The sequence below is a fragment of the Sinorhizobium fredii NGR234 genome (assembly GCF_000018545.1).
Taxonomy (GTDB): domain Bacteria; phylum Pseudomonadota; class Alphaproteobacteria; order Rhizobiales; family Rhizobiaceae; genus Sinorhizobium; species Sinorhizobium fredii_A.
Genome location: NC_012587.1, coordinates 2760001 through 2778995 on the forward strand (window position 1 = coordinate 2760001; position 18995 = coordinate 2778995).

19 protein-coding genes (1 of these 19 running past the window's edge) are annotated in these 18995 nt (G+C 63.8%); 4 read left to right on the forward strand and 15 right to left on the reverse strand.

Annotated elements, in window-relative coordinates; all coding sequences use genetic code 11:
• Positions 1 to 679 carry the 3' portion of a M23 family metallopeptidase gene (locus tag NGR_RS24405; RefSeq protein WP_012709160.1) on the forward strand. It extends 1277 nt beyond the left edge of the window, so only the last 679 of its 1956 coding nucleotides appear in the window; its start codon lies beyond the left edge, outside the window; the stop codon is at positions 677 to 679.
• Between the two features lie 70 nt (positions 680 to 749).
• Here NGR_RS24405 and clpB read toward each other — a convergent pair whose 3' ends face one another.
• The 6 genes from clpB to NGR_RS24435 form a co-directional block, all read right to left on the reverse strand.
• On the reverse strand, positions 750 to 3356 hold the full coding sequence (gene clpB / locus NGR_RS24410; protein WP_012709161.1) for an ATP-dependent chaperone ClpB: 2607 nt from the start codon (positions 3354 to 3356) through the stop codon (positions 750 to 752).
• Between the two features lie 288 nt (positions 3357 to 3644).
• Positions 3645 to 4283 carry a DUF4167 domain-containing protein gene (locus NGR_RS24415; RefSeq protein WP_012709162.1) on the reverse strand — a complete coding sequence of 213 codons (639 nt, stop codon included), beginning with the start codon at positions 4281 to 4283 and terminating at the stop codon, positions 3645 to 3647.
• A gap of 316 nt (positions 4284 to 4599) precedes the next feature.
• Positions 4600 to 5496: a peptide chain release factor N(5)-glutamine methyltransferase gene (gene prmC / locus NGR_RS24420; protein WP_012709163.1), complete on the reverse strand. Its 897-nt coding sequence runs from the start codon at positions 5494 to 5496 to the stop codon at positions 4600 to 4602.
• A gap of 7 nt (positions 5497 to 5503) precedes the next feature.
• Positions 5504 to 6586, reverse strand: coding sequence for a peptide chain release factor 1 (prfA, locus tag NGR_RS24425; protein ID WP_164924465.1), 1083 nt, complete (start codon positions 6584 to 6586; stop codon positions 5504 to 5506).
• Between the two features lie 85 nt (positions 6587 to 6671).
• Complete coding sequence (ptsP, locus tag NGR_RS24430) at positions 6672 to 8939, reverse strand: phosphoenolpyruvate--protein phosphotransferase (protein ID WP_012709165.1); 2268 nt, start codon at positions 8937 to 8939, stop codon at positions 6672 to 6674.
• 92 nt (positions 8940 to 9031) lie between these two features.
• A complete protein-coding gene (locus NGR_RS24435) occupies positions 9032 to 10306 on the reverse strand; it encodes an aspartate kinase (RefSeq protein WP_012709166.1) in 1275 nt (424 codons plus the stop codon).
• A 290-nt stretch (positions 10307 to 10596) separates the two neighbouring features.
• On the opposite strand from NGR_RS24435, the gene NGR_RS24440 reads away from it, so the two are divergent.
• Together NGR_RS24440 and ubiG are read left to right on the forward strand one after the other, a co-directional pair.
• Positions 10597 to 11142, forward strand: coding sequence for a dihydrofolate reductase family protein (locus NGR_RS24440; protein WP_012709167.1), 546 nt, complete (start codon positions 10597 to 10599; stop codon positions 11140 to 11142).
• Positions 11143 to 11264: 122 nt separating this feature from the next.
• A complete protein-coding gene (ubiG, locus tag NGR_RS24445) occupies positions 11265 to 12011 on the forward strand; it encodes a bifunctional 2-polyprenyl-6-hydroxyphenol methylase/3-demethylubiquinol 3-O-methyltransferase UbiG (protein WP_012709168.1) in 747 nt (248 codons plus the stop codon).
• A 19-nt stretch (positions 12012 to 12030) separates the two neighbouring features.
• Here ubiG and NGR_RS24450 read toward each other — a convergent pair whose 3' ends face one another.
• The 4 genes from NGR_RS24450 to NGR_RS24465 form a co-directional block, all read right to left on the reverse strand.
• Positions 12031 to 12459 carry a DUF1178 family protein gene (locus NGR_RS24450; RefSeq protein WP_012709169.1) on the reverse strand — a complete coding sequence of 143 codons (429 nt, stop codon included), beginning with the start codon at positions 12457 to 12459 and terminating at the stop codon, positions 12031 to 12033.
• The gene (locus NGR_RS24455) at positions 12456 to 13313 is read right to left on the reverse strand and encodes a carbon-nitrogen hydrolase family protein (RefSeq protein ID WP_012709170.1); all 858 of its coding nucleotides are present in this window, start codon (positions 13311 to 13313) and stop codon (positions 12456 to 12458) included. The genes NGR_RS24450 and NGR_RS24455 overlap by 4 nt, the downstream gene beginning before the upstream one ends.
• A gap of 101 nt (positions 13314 to 13414) precedes the next feature.
• Complete coding sequence (gene grxC, locus NGR_RS24460) at positions 13415 to 13699, reverse strand: glutaredoxin 3 (RefSeq protein ID WP_193377886.1); 285 nt, start codon at positions 13697 to 13699, stop codon at positions 13415 to 13417.
• 21 nt (positions 13700 to 13720) lie between these two features.
• A complete protein-coding gene (locus tag NGR_RS24465) occupies positions 13721 to 14566 on the reverse strand; it encodes a ComF family protein (RefSeq protein WP_012709172.1) in 846 nt (281 codons plus the stop codon).
• Here NGR_RS24465 and NGR_RS24470 point away from each other — a divergent pair.
• Positions 14556 to 15455, forward strand: coding sequence for a methyltransferase domain-containing protein (locus tag NGR_RS24470; RefSeq protein ID WP_164924467.1), 900 nt, complete (start codon positions 14556 to 14558; stop codon positions 15453 to 15455). The two genes, NGR_RS24465 and NGR_RS24470, sit on opposite strands and share 11 nt — an antisense overlap.
• A gap of 36 nt (positions 15456 to 15491) precedes the next feature.
• Here the strand turns inward: NGR_RS24470 and NGR_RS24475 are convergent, their stop codons facing one another.
• From NGR_RS24475 to argJ, 5 genes are all read right to left on the reverse strand, one after another.
• Positions 15492 to 15665, reverse strand: a complete 174-nt coding sequence (locus NGR_RS24475; RefSeq protein WP_164924468.1) for a Flp family type IVb pilin — start codon at positions 15663 to 15665, stop codon at positions 15492 to 15494.
• A 72-nt stretch (positions 15666 to 15737) separates the two neighbouring features.
• Positions 15738 to 16058 (reverse strand): hypothetical protein, encoded by a 321-nt coding sequence (locus NGR_RS24480; RefSeq protein ID WP_012709174.1) that lies wholly within the window; start codon positions 16056 to 16058, stop codon positions 15738 to 15740.
• Positions 16059 to 16324: 266 nt separating this feature from the next.
• Positions 16325 to 16738 (reverse strand): 8-oxo-dGTP diphosphatase MutT, encoded by a 414-nt coding sequence (gene mutT / locus NGR_RS24485; RefSeq protein WP_012709175.1) that lies wholly within the window; start codon positions 16736 to 16738, stop codon positions 16325 to 16327.
• A 3-nt stretch (positions 16739 to 16741) separates the two neighbouring features.
• The gene (locus tag NGR_RS24490) at positions 16742 to 17551 is read right to left on the reverse strand and encodes a GNAT family N-acetyltransferase (RefSeq protein ID WP_164924469.1); all 810 of its coding nucleotides are present in this window, start codon (positions 17549 to 17551) and stop codon (positions 16742 to 16744) included.
• A gap of 134 nt (positions 17552 to 17685) precedes the next feature.
• The gene (argJ, locus tag NGR_RS24495) at positions 17686 to 18927 is read right to left on the reverse strand and encodes a bifunctional glutamate N-acetyltransferase/amino-acid acetyltransferase ArgJ (protein ID WP_012709177.1); all 1242 of its coding nucleotides are present in this window, start codon (positions 18925 to 18927) and stop codon (positions 17686 to 17688) included.
• Between the last annotated feature and the right edge of the window lie 68 nt (positions 18928 to 18995).

An 18995-nucleotide genomic window follows, 5' to 3' on the forward strand; every position in this document is an offset into this window, starting at 1 on the left:
TTCACTGGAAGCCTTCTTCTCCGTCACCGATGAGAGTGGGCAGGCGACGGAGGAATCCGAGCTTCTCTATGTCGATGCCAAGTTCGGCGATGCCGAGACGCGGTTCTACCGCTTCCAGGATCCGGACGACAATTCGATCGATTATTTCAACGAGGACGGCAAGAGCATCCGCCAGTTCCTGTTGCGCAATCCGGTTCCAAACGGCCACTTCCGGTCCGGCTTCGGCATGCGCCGCCACCCGATCCTCGGGTTCTCGCGCATGCATACGGGCGTCGACTGGTCGGCGCCGCGCGGAACACCGATCATCGCCGCCGGCAATGGCGTCGTCGATAAGGCCGGCTGGGACTCCGGCGGCTATGGCAACCAGACGCTGATCCGCCACGCCAACGGCTATGTCTCGTCCTACAACCACCAGAGCGCCATCGCCAAGAACGTCAAGCCGGGCGCAAAGGTCGTGCAGGGCCAGGTAATCGGCTGGGTTGGCACCACCGGCCTGTCGACCGGCCCGCACCTCCATTACGAACTGATCGTCAACGGCAACAAGGTCGACCCCTTGCGCATCCGCCTGCCGGGCGGCAAGTCGCTGTCCGGCGACGTCCTTGCCAAGTTCGAGATCGAGCGCGCGCGTATCGACGAACTCCTCGGCAAGGACGATCCGAGTGAGGTCGCAAGCCAATAAAGTCCTTCGCAACGGACCAAAGAGAAAGGCTGCCGTCTGACGGCAGCCTTTCTTACTTCGAGAAACAGGACTACGCGGCTTCCTTTGCAGCCGGCGTGCCGCGCTTGAAATTCAGCCGGTCGGAGCCGGCGATGATCTTGATCGCCGATCCGTCCGGGAACTCGCCCTGCAGCATTTTCTCCGCCAACGGGTCCTGGAGATATTTCTGGATCGCCCGCTTCAAGGGCCGCGCGCCGTAGGCCGGGTCATACCCCTTGTCGGCGAGGAAGGCGCGGGCCTCGTCCTCGAGTTCCAGCGTGATCTTGCGCTCGCCGAGCAGCTTGCGCAGTCGTTCGAGCTGGATATCGACGATCGCGCCCATTTCCGAGCGGCGCAGCCGATGGAACAGGATGATCTCGTCGACCCGGTTCAGGAACTCCGGCCGGAAAGCGGCTCTGACCACCTCCATGACCTGGTCGCGGACAGCGTCGCTGTCCTCGTTCTCGCCGAGCCCGGTCAGGTATTCCGCACCGAGATTCGACGTCATGATGATCATCGTGTTCTTGAAGTCGACGGTGCGGCCCTGGCCATCGGTCAGGCGTCCGTCGTCGAGCACCTGCAGCAGCACGTTGAAGACATCCGGATGCGCCTTTTCGATCTCGTCGAACAGCACGACCTGATAGGGTCGGCGGCGGACGGATTCGGTGAGCGCGCCGCCCTCCTCATAGCCGACATAGCCGGGCGGTGCGCCGATCAACCGGGCGACCGAGTGCTTCTCCATGTATTCCGACATGTCGACGCGCATCAGCGCCGTCTCGTCGTCGAAGAGGAAACGGGCAAGCGCCTTGGTAAGCTCCGTCTTGCCGACGCCCGTCGGGCCGAGAAAGATGAACGAGCCGATCGGCCGGTTCGGATCCTGAAGCCCGGCGCGGGCGCGGCGGACGGCACGGGACACGGCCTGGACGGCGTCGCCCTGGCCGACGACCCATTTCGCCAGCTCATCCTCCATTCTCAGCAGCTTTTCGCGCTCGCCTTCGAGCATCTTGTCGACCGGAATGCCGGTCCAGCGCGAGACGACATGGGCGATGTTGTCGGGTGTGACCACCTCCTGCACCATGGCATTGGCGCTCGATCCATCCTGGCTCTCCGCCTCGGCAAGCTCCTTCTCGAGCGTCGGGATGACGCCATAGGTCAGCTCGCCCGCCCGCTGGAATTCACCCTTGCGCTGGACGATCTGAAGCTCGTTGCGGGCCTCGTCGAGCTGCTTCTTGAGGTCGGCAGCTCGCCCAAGCTTCTGCTTCTCCGCCTGCCAGCGGGCCGTCAGCGCCGCCGCTTGCTCCTCGAGCGCCGCAAGGTCGAGCTCCAGCTTCTCCAGGCGGTCCTTCGAGGAGGCATCGGTTTCCTTCTTCAAGGCCTCGCGCTCGATCTTCAGCTGGATGACGCGCCTGTCGAGCTCGTCGAGCTCCTCCGGTTTGGAATCGACCTGCATCCTGAGCCGCGATGCCGCTTCGTCCATGAGGTCGATCGCCTTGTCGGGCAGGAAACGGTCGGTGATGTAACGGTTGGATAGGGTCGCGGCGGCGACCAGAGCCGAATCGGAGATCCGTACCTTGTGATGCTGTTCGTATTTTTCCTTGAGACCGCGCAGGATGGAGATCGTGTCCTCGACCGTCGGCTCCTCGACCATCACCGGCTGGAACCGGCGGGCCAGCGCCGCATCCTTCTCGACATGCTTGCGGTATTCGTCGAGCGTCGTCGCGCCGACGCAGTGCAATTCGCCGCGCGCCAGCGCAGGCTTCAGGAGATTCGAGGCGTCCATCGCCCCATCCGCCTTGCCGGCGCCGACCAGCGTATGCATCTCGTCGATGAAGAGGATGATCTCGCCCTCCCCGGCGCGCACCTCGTTGAGCACCGCCTTCAGCCGCTCTTCGAACTCGCCGCGGTATTTCGCGCCGGCAATCAGCGCGCCCATGTCCAGCGCCATCAGGCGCTTGTCCTTGAGGCTCTCCGGCACGTCGCCATTGACGATCCTCAGCGCCAGCCCTTCGGCGATCGCCGTCTTGCCGACGCCCGGTTCGCCGATCAGCACCGGATTGTTCTTGGTGCGGCGCGACAGCACCTGGATCGTGCGGCGGATTTCGTCATCGCGGCCGATCACCGGATCGAGCTTGCCGTCCCGCGCTTCCTCGGTGAGGTCGCGCGCATATTTCTTCAAAGAATCGAAGCCCTGCTCGGCATTGGCGCTGTCGGCGGTCCGGCCCTTGCGGATCTCGTTGATGACCTGGTTGAGTTTCGTCGGCGTGATGCCCGCCTTCGCGAGAATCGTCGCCGTCGCGGCCGAGCTCTCGATCGCCAGCGCCAGAAGCAGCCGCTCGACGGTCACGAAGCTGTCGCCGGCCTTCTTGGCCGCCTCTTCCGCCGCGGTGAAGACCTTGGCAAGCGGTTGCGACAGATAGACGGAACCGCTGCCGCCCGTCACCTTCGGAAGCTTCGCCAACGCCGCGGCCGTGCCGGCACGTGCCTCGCGCGCATCACCGCCGGCGCGCTCGATGAGCGAAGCCGCCATGCCTTGGTCGTCGTCTAGCAAGACCTTCAGCACGTGCTCCGGCGTGAATTGCTGGTGCCCTTCGGCCAACGCATGGGTCTGCGCGGATTGAAGGAAGCCGCGGACGCGCTCGGAATATTTCTCGATATTCATTCTTACCTCCATGGCCCGGCTAGCCCATCGTTGTGGCACTGGCCGGCGTTTCAGGATCAGGCTCCCGCATTCGGCAAGCCTGTGACTGATCTCCCGTGGCGAGGGATCAGGTCTTCGAAGCGAATATGGGGCGATATTTTCGGAAATTAAAGGGCGTCGGAAGGTGGCGTTCGGCGAAATCCCTTCTCACCGAACCGCGCCGCTGCGCACGTTTGGGCGACATTGAAAAGCGCGAAGCCCGGCCGTGGGGCCGGGCTTCGAAAAGAAGAAAATCGGAAAGCCTGCTGTTTATTCCGATGCCGCCAGGGCGGCAGCGTCGCCGGCCGGTTGCCCTTCCGCGGCAGGCTCGTCCGAGGCATTGCGGCGCGGCTGGCGGCGCGGCCGGGAGGCGCTGCGGCGCCGGGATGCCGAGCGGCCGGAAGCCGCAGACGTTTCCTCGTCCATGGCGACTTCGGCGGGCATGCCTTCGATCACCGGCTGCGGGCCGGAGCCGTCGATAACCGGTTGCGGCTCGCCGGCTGTCGGCGCCGCCGCAGGCTGAGCCGCCGCCGGAGCCGGTTCGGCATAGACCTGGTCGAGATCATCCTGATCGCGGTCGATATCGCGATCCTGGTAGTCCTGGCGCTCTTCGCGCTGGAAGCGGTCCTGCATCTGGGCCTGTGCCGCCGCAATGATGCGGTTGTAGTGCTCGGCATGCTGCAGGTAGTTTTCCGCGATCACACGATCGCCGGAGCTCTGGGCATCGCGTGCAAGCGCTGAATATTTCTCGGCGATATGCTGGGCGGTACCGCGAATCTTCACGTCCGGACCGGAGCTGTCGTAGGTCCGCGTCAAGGGATTGGATCCCTTGCGGTTGTTATTGTTGTTATTGTTTCCGTTGTTGTTATTCCGCCCACGGCCGCGCTTGTTCTGCTGTCCTGGCCTCATAGTCCATTCACCTGAATTTTCTTGCTAATGATGATCATATGGTTCCGTATCCCGGCCGGATTGTCCGCGCCCGAGAAAACACGCGCCACGGCAGACCGCCTGTTCGCGATCCCGGCGCCGGCTGACGTCAAATTAACAGGTACCCGCACAAGGCACTGTCGAACCCTAGCAACTCTTTCTTGAGAGCAATCCCCGTGGCCAGGTCATACTGGAACGAATCCCGGTCCATGACCTTCTGCCCAGTGCGTGGCCAGAAACTAGCCCGCTTCCTTGGGGATTCCAAGCCCTTTTCTTCGCTCGTCCAGAAAAGAGGGCGCTAGTGCAGCATTTTTTCAACGGTCGTGCTGCCTTTGACGTCCTGCTCGAATATCAGGACCCGGTCGTTGCCGCCGAGATCCATGGCGCTCTCAAGCAGGCGGAAGCCCTGCGCTTGAAACAGCGCGGTCACTGCGTGCTTTTGGTCGAAACCGATTTCCAAGCCTACTACACCGTCCGTCTCAAGATGGCGGCCGGCGTGTTGTGCGATGGCACGGTAAACATCAAGCCCGTCATTTCCGCCATCCAGGGCGGCAGCCGGATCATGATATCTTACCTCCGGCTCAAGCTCACCGACGACACTGGACCGGATATAAGGCGGATTTGAGACGATGATGTCGAACCGCCCTTCCACCGTTTCGAACCAGTCGCTTCGAAGGGTCTGGAATCGATCGGCGAGCCCGTTCCTTTTCGCGTTTTCGCGTGCCGTCGCCAAAGCGTCTTCGGATATATCGGTGCCGAAGCCTCGCGCTTCAAGGGCTGCGGCAAGAAGAGCGAGGCAAATCGCCCCGGTGCCTGTGCCCATGTCGATGAGCCGGCAGCATCCTTTCCGGGCGGCAATCCGCCGCACATAAGGTATCAGGCAATCGACGAGCGTTTCGGTGTCCGGCCGCGGTTCCAGCGTCTCCTTCGAAAGCCTGAAAGTCAGTCCATGGAACTCCCGCTCGCCGAGGATGCGATAGACCGGCTCGCGGGCCGCGCGGCGCTCAATCGCGGCACGGATACGTGCTGCATCTTGCGGGCTGACCGGTTCCCCTCCCCTCGCCATCAGGCCGGCGAGCGAGAGGCCGAGGAGACCGGAGATCAGGTGCCGGGCGTCGATCGCCGCTCCTTCGATGCCGGCTTCCTTCAATCGATCGCGGCTCTCGGCAAGCAGGCTATCCAGTGTCTCGGGCATCGCCGGCTCAATTCTGGCGCTCGCCGAGCAGGGCGAGCTGGCTTGCCTGGTGGTCCGCAAGCAATGCGTCAACGACCTCGTCGATCTCGCCCTCCATCATCCGGTCGAGCTTGTAGAGCGTCAGGTTGATGCGGTGGTCGGTCAGGCGGCCCTGCGGGAAATTGTAGGTGCGGATGCGCTCCGAGCGGTCACCGGACCCCACCTGGCTCTTGCGGTCGGCGGACCGCTCGCTGTCGGCGCGCTGACGCTCCATGTCGAACAGCCGCGAGCGCAGCACCTGCATGGCCTTGGCGCGGTTCTGGTGCTGCGACTTCTCCGAGCTCGTGACGACGATGCCGGTCGGCAGATGGGTGATGCGCACCGCCGAGTCCGTGGTGTTGACGTGCTGACCGCCCGCTCCCGAAGAACGCATCGTGTCGATGCGGATATCCTCGGCCCGGATCTCGATGTCGATCTCCTCGGCCTCCGGCAGGACGGCGACGGTCGCCGCCGAGGTGTGGATGCGGCCGCTCGCTTCCGTCTCCGGCACGCGCTGCACCCGATGAACGCCGGACTCGAACTTCAGCCGCGAGAACACGCCGCGCCCGGAAACCGTCGCGATGATTTCCTTGTAGCCGCCGGCTTCCCCCTCGCTCGCCGAGAGCACCTCGACGCGCCAGCCCTTGGCTGCTGCGTAGCGCTCATACATGCGGAATAGGTCGCCGGCGAAGAGCGCCGCTTCCGAGCCGCCGGTGCCGGCGCGGATTTCGAGGATCGCGCTCTTTTCGTCGGCGGCGTCCTTCGGCAGGAGCAGGATCTGGATCTCCTCCTCGAGCGCCTCGATCCGCTCCTCCACCTCGGGCCTTTCCATCTCCGCGAGGTCGCGCATCTCCTTGTCGGTGGCCCGGTCGGAGAGCAACACTTCGATGTCGGCAAGCTCGGCGGTCGCCTTCTCGTAGGCACGGATTTTCGTCACCACCGGCTGCAGCTCGGAATATTCGGAGGCGAGCTTGACATAGACATCGGCCGAGGGACCTGCGGACATCCGCGCCTCGATCTCTGCGAACCGCCGTTCGAGCTCGCGCATCTTTTCAACGGGAAGCTTTGCCAACTCTCACCTCAAACACATGTCGCTCCGAACGCCTCCGCCCCGTCCGGAACTGGGCCGAACGAGGACAAAGACCCTCTCAATCAATCTATAACGGTATGCCGTTGGCCGCAGCGAAATCGACCAGAAGCTGGCGGACCGGCGTCTCGGATCTCACGTCGTCCAGGGCGGCGTTCAGGACTTCGGCCAGCTTGCCCGCATCGAGCGCAAGCAGCATGGCCTTGACCGGGCCGACGGCGGTCGGCGCCATGGACACCGAGCGGAAGCCGAGCCCGAGCAGCGCCATCGCCGAAAGCGGCTTGCTCGCCATCTCGCCGCAGAGCGTCACCGGCGTATCGTTGCGTTCGCCGGCGCGCACGATGTCACGCAGGATCCTCAGGAACGGGCGACCGAGAGTGTCGAACCGGTCGGAAACGCGCGCATTGCCGCGATCGACGGCCATGGCGAACTGGAACAGATCGTTCGAGCCGACCGAAACGAAATCCACCTCGGCCATCAGCTCGTCGAGCTGCCAGAGCAGGGCCGGCACCTCGAGCATCGCCCCGAACTGCAGCTTGCGCGGCAATTGCTCGCCGATCTTCGACTGCCGCTCGATCTCCTTCTGCAGGAGTTCACGCGCGACCTTTAGCTCCGTCACCTCCGTCACCATCGGCAGCATCAGCTTGAACTCGGCGCCGGCCGCCGCGCGCAGCATCGCCCGGAACTGGGTGCGCAAGAGACCCGGCCGGTCGAGCGAAAGCCGGATGGCACGCCAGCCGAGCGCCGGATTTTCCTCTTCCGCGGCACGGAAATAGGGAACCACCTTGTCGCCGCCGATATCGAGCGTGCGGAAGGTCACCGGCTTACCGCCCGTCTGCTTCAGGACGTTGCGGTAGAAGGCTTCCTGTTCTTCCGCCTTCGGCATCGTCGAGGCGATCATGAACTGCAGTTCGGTGCGGAACAGCCCGATGCCTTCGGCGCCCGCTTCGTTCAAATGCGGCAGGTCGACCAGGAGTCCGGCATTCATCTGCAGCGTGATGCGCTTGCCGTCCTTCGTGAGCGGCTCGACGTCCTTGAGGGCCCGGAACTGCGCTTGGCGGCGAGCGCGGAAGCGCACCTTTTCCTCGTAGGAGCGCTGCAGGTCGGCGACCGGCCGCATATGCACCTTCGCGTCGTCGCCGTCGACGATGATCGCATCGCGGTTTTCCGCAAGCGCCACGGCGCCGGCCGCCTGCCCGACGACCGGAATGCCCATGGCGCGTGCAACGATCACCACGTGGCTGGTGACGGCGCCTTCCTCCAACACCAGGCCGCGGACGTTCTCGCGCGGATAATCGAGCAGTTCGGCCGCACCCATGGCGCGCGCCACGATGATCGCGTCGCTCGGGAAGTCGGCTGCAGAGAGCTTGGCGCCGTAGCCGGAGAGCTGGCGCAAGAGCCGATTGGCGAGGTCGTCAAAATCGTGCATCCGCTCGCGCAGATAGGGATCCGTCAGGCGGATCATCCGCGCCTTAGTTTCGCTCTGCACCCGCTCGACCGCCGCCTCCGCCGTCAGACCGTTGCGGATCGCTTCCTCGAGCTTTCTCACCCAGCCCCGGTCATGCGCGAACATGCGGTAGGTCTCGAGCACGGCGCGGTGCTCGCCCTCCATCGACACGTCGCGCCGGGACAGCATGTCGTCGATCGAGATGCGCAGCGACCCGAGCGCCTCGGCGAGACGCTGAAGCTCGTGCTCCGTGTCCTCGTTGAGCAGGTTGGTGACGACGATCCTCGGCTCGTGCAGCACCACATAGCCAAGGCCGATGCCTTCGCCATAGCTGTTGCCCTCGATCGAGACGGGGCGCGAAAGGTCCAGTTCGAGGCCCGGCTTGGTGATCTTCTTGAGCTCGCCGGTCGCAACCATCTCGGCCAGCACCATGGCGGTCGTCTCGAGCGCCTCGACCTCGTCCTCGCGATAGTTGCGCATCGCCTTGTTTTGCACGACGAGAACGCCGAGCGCGCGCCCGGTGCGCAGGATCGGCACGCCGAGGAACGAGTGGTAGATTTCTTCGCCGGTCTCCGGAAGATAGGTGAAGGCGGGATGCGCCTGCGCGTCGGAGAGATTGAGAGGGCGCGCCGAAGCGGCGATGGTGCCGACGAGGCCCTGGCCCATCTTCAGTTGTGCCAGGTGTACGGCGGTCTTGTTCAGACCTTTGGTCGCGTAAAGCTCGAGCACCCCGTCGGAGCGCAGCACGTAGACCGAGCACACTTCCGCGACCATGTTCTGCGCGATCTGGCGCACGATCCGGTCAAGGCGCTCCTGCGGCTCGAGCGGTTCCGCCATGAGCTCGCGTAACCGCTTGAGGAGAACGCGCGGACCCGCGGAAAGGTCTCTCATCGCGTAGGGTCTCCCGAATAAGAATAAACGACGGCACGTGACGGGAAGCGCGGCCTTTGCCGACCGCGAATCCCCAATCGAATGCCTGCTGTCTAACTCTTATCCAGACCGTAGGCGGAATGCAAAGTGCGAACCGCCAATTCCGCATATGGACCGTCGATCAGGATGGAAATCTTGATCTCGGAGGTGGTGATCGCCTTGATGTTGATGCCCTTCTCGGCAAGCGCGCGGAAGGCGGAGGCGGCAACGCCCGCATGGCTGCGCATGCCGATGCCGATGACCGAGACCTTGACGAGGCCCGATTCCGACTGGACGACGTCGTAGCCGATCTTCTCCTTGTTGTCGGAGAGCACCTTCAGCGCCTTGTTGACGTCACCGGACGGCACGGTGAAGGTCATGTCCGTCTTCGAGCCGTCTTCGGAAATGTTCTGGACGATCATGTCGACGTTGATATGGGCTTCGGCAAGCGGCCCGAAGATCGCGGCGGACACGCCCGGCCGGTCGGCCAGGCGGCGCAGCGAGATCTGGGCTTCATCCTTGGCGTAGGCGATGCCGGTTACGACTTCCTGTTCCACGATCTCATCCTCATCACAAATCAGCGTACCGGGCGGGTTCAGAAGGTCACCCATGCCCGGCGCATCGGGATCCTCGAAAGAAGAGCGCACGAAGGTGCGCACCTTGTGCACCATGGCGAGTTCGACGGAGCGGACCTGCAGGACCTTGGCGCCGAGGGAGGCCATTTCCAGCATTTCCTCGAAGGCGATCTTTTTCAACCGCCGCGCCTTCGGTTCGATGCGCGGGTCGGTGGTGTAGACGCCGTCGACGTCGGTGTAGATATCGCAGCGGTCGGCCTTGACGGCCGCCGCGATAGCGACGGCCGAGGTATCGGAGCCGCCGCGACCGAGCGTCGCCATACGATTGTCCGGACCGAGCCCCTGGAAGCCGGCGACGACCGCCACCTGGCCCTCGCCCATGCGGCGGATGATGTCGGCGCCGTCGATATCGAGGATGCGGGCTGCGCCATGGGCGTTGTCGGTCTTGATAGGCAGCTGCCAGCCCTGCCAGGAGCGGGCATTGATACCCATCGACTGCAGGGCGATCGCCAGCAGGCCGGAAGTCACCTGTTCGCCGGAGGCGACGACAGCATCATATTCCCGCGCGTCGTAGAACGGCGCATTCGAGCCAGCGACCTTCGGCATGTTCTCGACCCAGCCGACCAGTTCATTGGTCTTGCCGGACATCGCGGAAACGACGACCGCGACCTCGTGGCCGGCGTCGACTTCGCGTTTCACATGGCGGGCGACATTGTGGATGCGGTTCAAATCTGCGACGGAGGTTCCGCCGAATTTCATCACGATGCGTGCCATTTCGCCTCTACCGTACCAACATGTTTCGCGACCTGCACCCGACAGTGCCCCCGCCGGCGCTGACGATCAAAAAGCAGAGACTTCTCGGACATCGGCCAGCCACCGCTTCGGGGAGCGGAAAGTCGCGGCGTCTCTTAGCGGATCAGGGAGCGGCGTGCAATGGGAGGAAGCAAGACAACAGAGCGTGTGATCCATTTATAAAACCACTTGCAAAACTGGTTCAGTCTGGCAACATTGGATGCACGGGCGGTGCGAAACCGGAGCGGCCGCTCCCCACGGGAGGAAGGACAATGCGCAAGGTCATCATGTGGGACATGGTCAGCGTCGACGGGTTCTTCGAGGCACCCGGGCACGACATCGACTGGTTCGTCTTCGAGGACGAGCTTGCCGCCTATATCGGCGAGACGCAGCTGGAAGCCGGGACGCTGCTCTTCGGCCGCGTGACCTACGAGATGATGGCGGCCTATTGGCCCTCGGCCGAAGGCGACATCGCCACGTTCATGAACGGCGCCGAGAAGTTCGTCTTCTCCAGGACGCTTACGAGCACCGATTGGAACAACACGACGCTCGTCTCCGGCGACGCCGTTGCCGAGGTCGAGCGTCTAAAGCGGCGCGATGGTGGCACGATCTTCATCTTCGGCAGCGCCGACTTCGCCGCCACGCTCATCGCCAGGGGATTGGTCGACGAGTACCGTCTTGGCATCAATCCGGTGCTGCTCGGCAAAGGCACGCCGCTCTTTCAGAACATTCCCGAACGCACCAAGCTGGAGCTCACCCACGTCCGCCCGCTGAACTCCGGCGTCGTCATCCTGCACTACCGGCCTGCCAAGGCTTGATCCGGTCGGACAGCCGCCCCTTGACATCGCCGGTCGATCGTCCGACTTCACGGACAGATGAGGCGAGGGTCGGGCAAGTCAGGCTGCCCCGCGCCCGAACTGGACAAGGCGAGGAGGCTCCGATGAGCGAGACGGCACGCACGACGATCGACCAGAGCGAGGTGGACCGTTTCTCGGCGATGGCGGCCGAATGGTGGGACCCGACCGGCAAGTTCCGCCCGCTGCACAAGTTCAATCCGGTGCGCCTCGCCTATATCCGCGACAAGGTGTGCGAGCAGTTCGGCCGCGACCCGAAGAGTCCGCAGCCGCTGAAAGGCCTGCGTCTGCTCGACATCGGCTGCGGCGGCGGGCTGTTGTCCGAGCCGATGGCCCGCATGGGAGCCGACGTCTTGGGGGCGGACGCTTCGGAAAAGAACATCGGCATCGCCAGGACGCATGCGGCGGGCAGCGGCGTCAACGTCGACTACCGCGCCGTGACCGCCGAGGCCCTGGCCGAGGCCGGCGAGAGCTTCGATATCGTCCTCAATATGGAAGTCGTCGAGCATGTCGCCGATGTCGATTTCTTCATGACGACCTGTGCCCATATGGTGCGGCCGGGCGGACTGATGTTCGTCGCGACCATCAACCGCACACTGAAGGCCGCGGCGCTCGCCATCTTTGCGGCCGAGAACGTGCTGCGCTGGCTGCCGCGCGGCACGCACCAATACGAAAAGCTGGTCCGCCCGGAAGAACTTGAAAAGCCGCTCGAAGCCAGCGGCATGCAGGTCACCGACCGCACCGGCGTGTTTTTCAACCCGCTCGCCAATCAGTGGAACCTGTCGAAGGACATGGACGTCAATTATATGATTGTCGCCAAACGGCCGCTCTGAAGCGGTCCAGAACGCACCGTCAATTCGTGTCGTCCGGAAGAACCGGCAACGGCGCGATCTCGATGCCCTCCTCAATTAGCGCGCTCGCCTCATCCGCGGTCGCCTTGCCGATCAGGCCGCGCTGCTCGGCCTCGCCGTAGTGGATCTTGCGGGCCTCCTCGGGAAAGCGCTCGCCGACGTCTTCGGCATTGGCGCGGATCGTCTTCACCATGTCCCTGAGCTTGGTGATCGTTTCCTTCTGCGCCTGGTCCATGACGAGGGCCTGCCGGGCATCCTTCTTGCGTGCGGTGGAAACGGTCGGCGCCATCAGCTGCTTGCCGACGGAAGCGGAACCGCAAGTCGGACAGGTGACGAGATGACCCTTGGACTGCCGGTCGAAGTCGTCGCTCGACGAGAACCAGCCTTCGAAACCGTGGCCGTTGTCACAGGAGAGATTGTAGCGGATCAAGCTGCAACGCCCCCCTTCCCCGCCGCGACGACTTGATCGAGCACGAAATCGCGGGCGTTCCTGAGATTGGGAATGCGCGCCCGTGCACCGTTGACCGCCGTCACGTCGATCTCCGCGATGAGGACCGCTTCACCAGTCGGGCCAGCCTGGGCGAGCACCCTGCCCCAGGGATCGACGATCATCGAATGTCCGAAGGTCTCTCGCCCGTCCTCGTGCTGCCCGGCCTGTGCTGCGGCGATGACGAACAGGCCGTTCTCGATGGCACGGGCCCTGAGCAGGATTTCCCAATGCGCCTCGCCGGTCTGGCGCGTGAAGGCGGCCGGCACCGACATGACCTCGGCGCCGGCGACCGCCTGCTGGCGGAAGAGCTCCGGGAAGCGGACATCATAGCAAATCGCGAAACCGAGTTTGCCGAAGGGGAGGTCGACCATGCGCGCCGTCGCGCCGGGGCGATAGACGGCGCTCTCGCGCCAGCTCTCGCCATTGTCCAGATCCACGTCGAACATGTGAATCTTGTCGTAGTCGCAGATTTTCGCCCCATCCGGCCCGAACAGGAAGCCGCGGTTGGCAACCTTGCCGTCCTGAAGATCGATCGGCGTGGAACCGACATGTAGATATACGCCCAGTTCGCCGGCAAGACGCGCCGCCTCCCGGACGATGAGGTCGTTGGCTTCGTCTCTCAGCACCGAACGCAGCCCCGCCCGGTCCCGCTGGATGGCCCCGGTCATTTCCGGCGTCTGGATGTAGCTGGCGCCTTCGGAAGCGGCCTTGCGCACCAGCCTCGCCATCGTTTCCGCGTTCCTTGCCGGATCGACGCCGGAGCACATCTGAACGGCGGCAGCCCTGAAAGTCATTGTCCTTTTCTCCCGAGCCGAAGGATCAGGTCGACGCGACCCGGATCATGCCTTCTGGCCCTCCTGCAATACTGAGCGCCGTTCAGGCACATCACCTTAACTCAAGCCGCGAGCATCGCGTCGAGCTTGCCGGCACGATCGAGCGCATGCAGATCGTCGCATCCGCCGACCGGGACGTCGTTGATGAAGATCTGCGGAAAGGTCCTGCCGCCATTGGATTTTTCAATCATCGTCTGGCGAAGCGACGGGTCGTAGGTCGCGTCATGCTCGACGAATTCGACCCCCTTGCTCTCCAGAAGGTTCTTCGCCCTTGTGCAATAGCCACAGAACTGACGCGTATAAATGACCACCGAAGCCATGATTTCGAACTGCTCCTTCACCGGCATTTCTTGCCGGACATTTTTTCGTCATATAGGCCCGGACAGCGCCATTGCAAAGGTCAAAACCGTGATGTCGCCGGCTCTCGCCCGCTTCAAGGCGCGGGTGGCGGCCGAGACAGTTGCGCCCGTCGTATAGACGTCATCGACGAGCACGATGCGTTTTCCCTCGATGCCGGACCTGGCGCTTTCAGGTACGGCAAAGGCGCCGCGGACGTTCTCCTCGCGTGCCCGCGCCCCAAGCCCGATCTGCCGGCGGGTGCGCCTGATACGGCGAAGCGCCTCAGGCCGGTAGGGCTTGCCGGCGCGCTCCGAGATGCAGCGCGCAAGCTCCGCCGACTGATTGAACTTTCGCCGCCAGAGCCGAAATGCGTGGAGCGGGACCGGTACGATCATGTCCGCCGCCGCGACGGCACCGTCGCTGGCCCGGATCATCCATTCGGCCATCATCGGGGCGAGATCGGTGCGGTCGCGATATTTCAGGCCATGCACCAGATCGCGGGCAATCCCCTCGTGAAGCGAAGCCGAACGCAACCGGTCGAAGTCCGGCGGGTTGGCTATCGCTTGGGGCGAAACGGCGCCCGGCCCGGGATCGAAGGCGAAGGGTGAGCCGAGTATTTCGCAATAGGGTCGCTCTATCAGGCGCAGCCCCGCCCAACAGGAGGGGCAGACGGCGTGCGCGTCGCCGGTCAGCCGGCCGCAGCCGCAGCAGACAGGCGGAAAGACGAGATTGACCGCTGCCGCACCCAATCCCCCGAAAAGGGATCGCCAGCGCTTCGCCCGATTTCTCCAACCGTCCCGTTCCATAAGGTTGACTTTGTCCCCTTCAGGGTTTCTTTGCATCCGTGATTTCGGAGAGAGTATCGTGGAAATCATCTTTGACCAGAGCCTCGTCGAGGCGCACCGCCGCCGCGCGCTCCAGGGTGGCGACGCCAAGGCGACCTTTCTGCTCGATATCGTCGCCCAGGAGCTGGCCGACCGTGTCGCCGTGGTGGAACGGCATTTCGACAAGGCCATGGAATTGCACGGCTATACGGGCGCCACGGCGGCCCGCCTTGCCGAGACCGGCAAGGTCGGCACCATTGAGCGGGTGGAAACGGACGAAGGCTTCGGATCGTCCACTACTCCGGTTACCGTGGCCCCGCTCGAGCGCATCCCGGCCGAAGCGCAATCTCTCAATCTGCTGGTGTCGCCGCTGTCGCTGCATCTGACCAACGACACGCCCGGCGTCTTCATCCAGGCGCGCCGCGCCCTGAAGCCGGACGGGCTGTTCCTTGCCGCGATCCCGGGCAACGGCACGCTGCAGGAGCTTCGCGAATCGCTGCTGGCGGCCGAAGCGGAACTGACCGGCGGGGCAAGCCCAAGGGTGGTTCCCTTTGCCGACGTGCGCGACATGGGCGGGCTTCTGCAGCGGGCGGGATTTGCCCTGCCGGTCGCCGATGCCGAGACCTACACGGTTCGCTACGATTCGCTCTTCGGGCTGCTCAAGGACCTGAAGGCGATGGGGATGGGCAACCCGCTCGCAGCGCGAAGCCGCAGGCCGATGCCACGCCGCTTCTTCCTGAGAGCGGCCGAAATCTATGCGGAGCGCTTTTCCGACCCGGACGGCCGGATCCGCGCGACCTTCTCGATCATCTTCGTCTCGGGCTGGGCACCGCACGAAAGCCAGCAAAAGCCGCTGAAGCCGGGATCGGCGAAGCAGAGGCTGTCGGAAGCGCTCGGGGCAAGCGAGCACGCGCTGAAGGATTCGGGGAAGCCGTCTTGATCGGCGGTACGTTCGGCTAATTCCTGTCGAATTCGCTCAGGTCCACGAGTCTTCGATCGCATCGGCGATCAAGTTCAGGACATTCAGCAGTTCGTTCGAGAAGCCTTGGAGGCCGACGAGGAGGGCGACGGAAATCAAGGCCGCAAGGAGCCCATACTCCACGATGGTGGCGCCGTCTCGGTTGCGAACGAGAGATCTCAGCTTGTCCATGCGTCCTCCGGCCCCTCACGGTGGCCCGTTAATGGAGAGCGAAAGACGCCGGCCTGCACCTATTCGCTCGAACTAGCACCCGCTCTTGCTGCCGTTTGCATCGATGATGCAGACGGCGCCCGGCATTTCCTGAAGCACGCTGCGGCGAACGGTGTAACGCTTCGCGCTGCCGCCGGAGGGAATCGAGCCGGTGGAGATATTGTCGTAGTCGATCGGCGTATTTGCGAGCATCCGCTTGTCGCTCTTGGACGAAAGCATCGGCGTCAGGATCAGCGTCAGCGCGAACACTGCCGTTCCGAACAGCAGCGACAGATTGAGCACGCCCGTCCGGCGGGACTGGCTCGCCACCAGATCCTTGTCCTGAACTGTCCTCCAGAAATCCTCGTCAACCATTCCAGCCTCACAAACACCTCAGAGAGCGGGGCGAAGCACCCTTCCCAAGCTTCGACCTCACCACAGCTGCTCGAAACCGGCGCGGCCGGATGGCCGGTGCGCCGAAACTGATAGGCTCGATTGTGGATGAGGGTGATAAACTTTTGATTAATAAATCTTAGAATTTAGGGGAATTGATCGTCTGGATTGTCGGATTCTCCGCCGATCACAGGCAAATTTATTAATGAGAAGCCGGCCGCGGCCGGACGGGCTTGCGCCACTGCTTCTCACAGCAAATCCATCAGGAAGGGGATCAACGGTTCGTCCGCCGGCGGCATCGGGTAGTCCCGGAGCGCCTTGGGACGGACCCATTTGATCACCTGACCCTCCCGACCCTCGGCAAATCCCTCGTAGCGCCGGCAGACATAGAGCGGCATCAGCAGATGGAAATCGTCGTAGCTGTGGCTCGCGAAGGTCAAGGGGGCGAGGCAGGCGACCTTGGTGCGAATTCCAAGTTCCTCTTCGAGTTCGCGGATCAGCGTCTCCTCCGGCGTTTCGCCGGCCTCGACCTTGCCGCCCGGGAACTCCCATAGACCGGCAAGCGACTTCCCCTCGGGCCTTTGCGCCAGGAGAATACGCCCGTCCGAATCGACCAGCGCGCAGGCAGCAACGAGCACGATCTTCTTGCCTTGCATATCCATGCCCTACACCCTTGGCGTGCGATAAAGATATCGATAGACCTCGACGAAGCCGGCCTTGCGGTAAAGCGCGATTGCCGCCTCGTTGGCAGCCTCCACCTGCAGCCAGGCTTTTCTTGCGCCGCGAAGGCGCGCCCAACGCAGCGACGCGTCGAGCAGCGCCCGACCGACGCCCTGGCGCCGGACGGACTCGGCAACCGAAAACTGCATGATGCCGGCAAGATCGTTGTCGTGAACGACGAGCGACACGGCCGTCGGCCCGATGTCGCGATCCTCGAACAGAAACAGTCCGCATTCGGGTTTGATCGCGGTGATGATTTCGGTCAGCGCCGGCTTTGTCGCCGGATCCTCCTTGCCGATCTGAATCCGGGCGTCGACGAAACGGCCGAGATCCTTGATCGGCAGATGGTCCATGCCCTCGCCGAGCTCGCCCTGCGCCAGATCGCGCTCCAGCACGAGACTGTCGCTGAACCCTGTCCAGCCTTCGCCGTCCATGTAGGCAATGAGCTGCGGCGGCGTCAGCGGCGTTTGCCGAACCGTGAGCGGGCGGTCGTGCTCGGCAAAGCGCCGCGCCGCCTTCTCGAGCCGGATGGCAATGTCGCGGGAATCCGACGGATCGAGCGGATTGATCGAGTTCAGGCGCTTGGAGGAATGTCCGGCTGTGAGCCGGATCAGCCAGCTGCCGTCATAAAGGACCGTCGAGGCGGGCCAGGCGCGGAAGCCCACCGCTTCCAGTCGCCGCACACTGGGAAGATCAACCATGCTTGCTCCAACCGCCCCGCCATCGACCGGCGGCGGTCTGTCGTTCGATGTCATGTTCCTACAGCGCCGCGCGTCTCATCAGACGCGCAAAGGTCGCTGTAGCGCTTTGAATTGCTGCACGTTTCTATCCATTGACCGGCTACGATTTAAGGAAAACATGCAGCAGCCTCGATGCCGGCGCGGACGCGTCAGCTTCTGTAGTCGCCGTTGATCTCGACATATTCCTTGGTGAGGTCGCAGGTATAGACCGTGGCCCGGCCCGGGCCGAGGCCGATATCGACGCGGATCGGAATGTCCTCACCCTTCATCACGGCGGTCGCTGCCGCTTCCGAATAGGCCGGATCGCGCTCGCCCTCGACGGCGACGCGCACGTCGCCGAACCAGATCGCCAGCCTGTCGCGCTCGGCCATCTCACCGGACTTGCCGACCGCCATGACCACGCGGCCCCAATTGGCGTCCTCGCCGGCAACGGCCGTCTTGACGAGCGGCGAATTGGCGATCGAAAGGGCGATGCGCTTGGCCGCAGCGTCGTTCTCGGCCCCCTCGACGGTCACTTCCACCATCTTGCGTGCCCCTTCGCCGTCGCGCACCACCTGCAGCGCCAGGTCGCGCAGCAGATCGTTGAGAGCGACCCGGAATGATTGAAGGCGCGGATCCGCTGCATCTTCGACCTTTGCCTGGCCGTCCTTTGCCGCGGCGCCGGTCGCAAACAGCATCAGCGTGTCCGAGGTCGACGTATCGCTGTCGACCGTCACGGAATTGAAGGTCGGGCCGACGCCGGCCGAAAGCAGCGCCTGAAGTGCCGCCGGTGCGATATCGGCATCGGTGACCACGAAGGAGAGCATGGTCGCCATGTCCGGCGCGATCATCCCCGCACCCTTGGCGATGCCGTTGATCGCCACCCTGACGCCGCCGATCTCGGCGTTGCGCGTTGCAACCTTCGGATAGGTGTCCGTGGTCATGATCGCATTGGCCGCCTCGAACCAGAAGTCCTCCTTGGCCGATGTCGCAAGCCCGTCGAGCACGCCGGCGAATTTGGTGGCATCCAGCGGCTCGCCGATCACCCCCGTCGACGCTAGGAAGACCTCGCCCTCGCCGCAGCCGACGGCCCTGGCCGCGGACTGCGCGGTGAGCTCGGTCGCTTCCCTTCCCTTCTTGCCGGTGAAGGCGTTGGCATTGCCGGAATTGACGACGACGGCGCGCGCACGGCCGCCGGCAAGATTCTTGCGGCAGAAGTCGACCGGCGCGGAAGGGCACTTCGAGCGCGTGAACACGCCGGCCACCGCCGCCGGCTGGTCGAAGACCATCATCAGCACGTCGGTGCGGTTCTTGTACTTGATCCCGGCAGCCGCGGTCGCCATGCGCACACCGCGGAGAGCCGGCATTTCGGCAAAGGTTTTCGGAGCAAGCGGAGAAACGGTACCGGACATGGCGAACCCTGTTTTGAAAGCGTCGTTGGGTGCGAGAAATGCCCGAACGGCATTCAGCCGCCGGGCAT